This is a genomic window from Corallococcus sp. CA041A (genome assembly GCF_003612075.1).
Classification (GTDB): Bacteria; Myxococcota; Myxococcia; order Myxococcales; family Myxococcaceae; genus Corallococcus; species Corallococcus exiguus.
In genome coordinates, this window is sequence record NZ_RAWF01000646.1 from 1 (window position 1) to 450 (window position 450).

Consider the following 450-nt stretch of genomic DNA (forward strand, 5'->3'; position numbering starts at 1 on the left):
CATCTGCATCGGCCGCCAGTTTGCCTTATTCGAGATCAAGACCATACTAGTCGAGATGGTCCGCAACTTCCGGTTCGTCACTGTCGAGGGACCGTTCACTGTGGAAAACCCGAGCTTCACCTTGCGCCCCACTGGCTTGAAAGTGCGGCTGGAGAGGGTTCGCACGAGATAATTGGTTGTATAGCACGGCGCATGGCCTTCGCAGCTAACATTGGTTTCTACGTGCTTGTGCTTGGTATATCCGCTTTATGTTCTAGTCGTCTAGATACACCGTGTATAGACATATGTGTCTCAGAGCGTCTTCCCCTCTCTCTAATCGGTTAGCTCCCGGTAGCTCCCTAGACCAACTAGACTGCCGTTTTGGACTTGGAACATTCGGGTGAACTAACATATACCAACAAGATCGTATACTTACTGCGTGGAGTATGGGGGGATATCCCGCTTATGTAC

Annotated in this window: 1 protein-coding gene; it reads left to right on the forward strand. The window is 50.7% G+C overall.

The genetic code is table 11. The annotated features are described in order from the left end of the window. Nucleotides 1-7: 7 nt before the first annotated feature. The gene (locus D7V77_RS46155; protein WP_368666250.1) at nt 8-172 is read left to right on the forward strand and encodes a hypothetical protein; all 165 of its coding nucleotides are present in this window, start codon (nt 8-10) and stop codon (nt 170-172) included. Nucleotides 173-450: the final 278 nt, after the last annotated feature.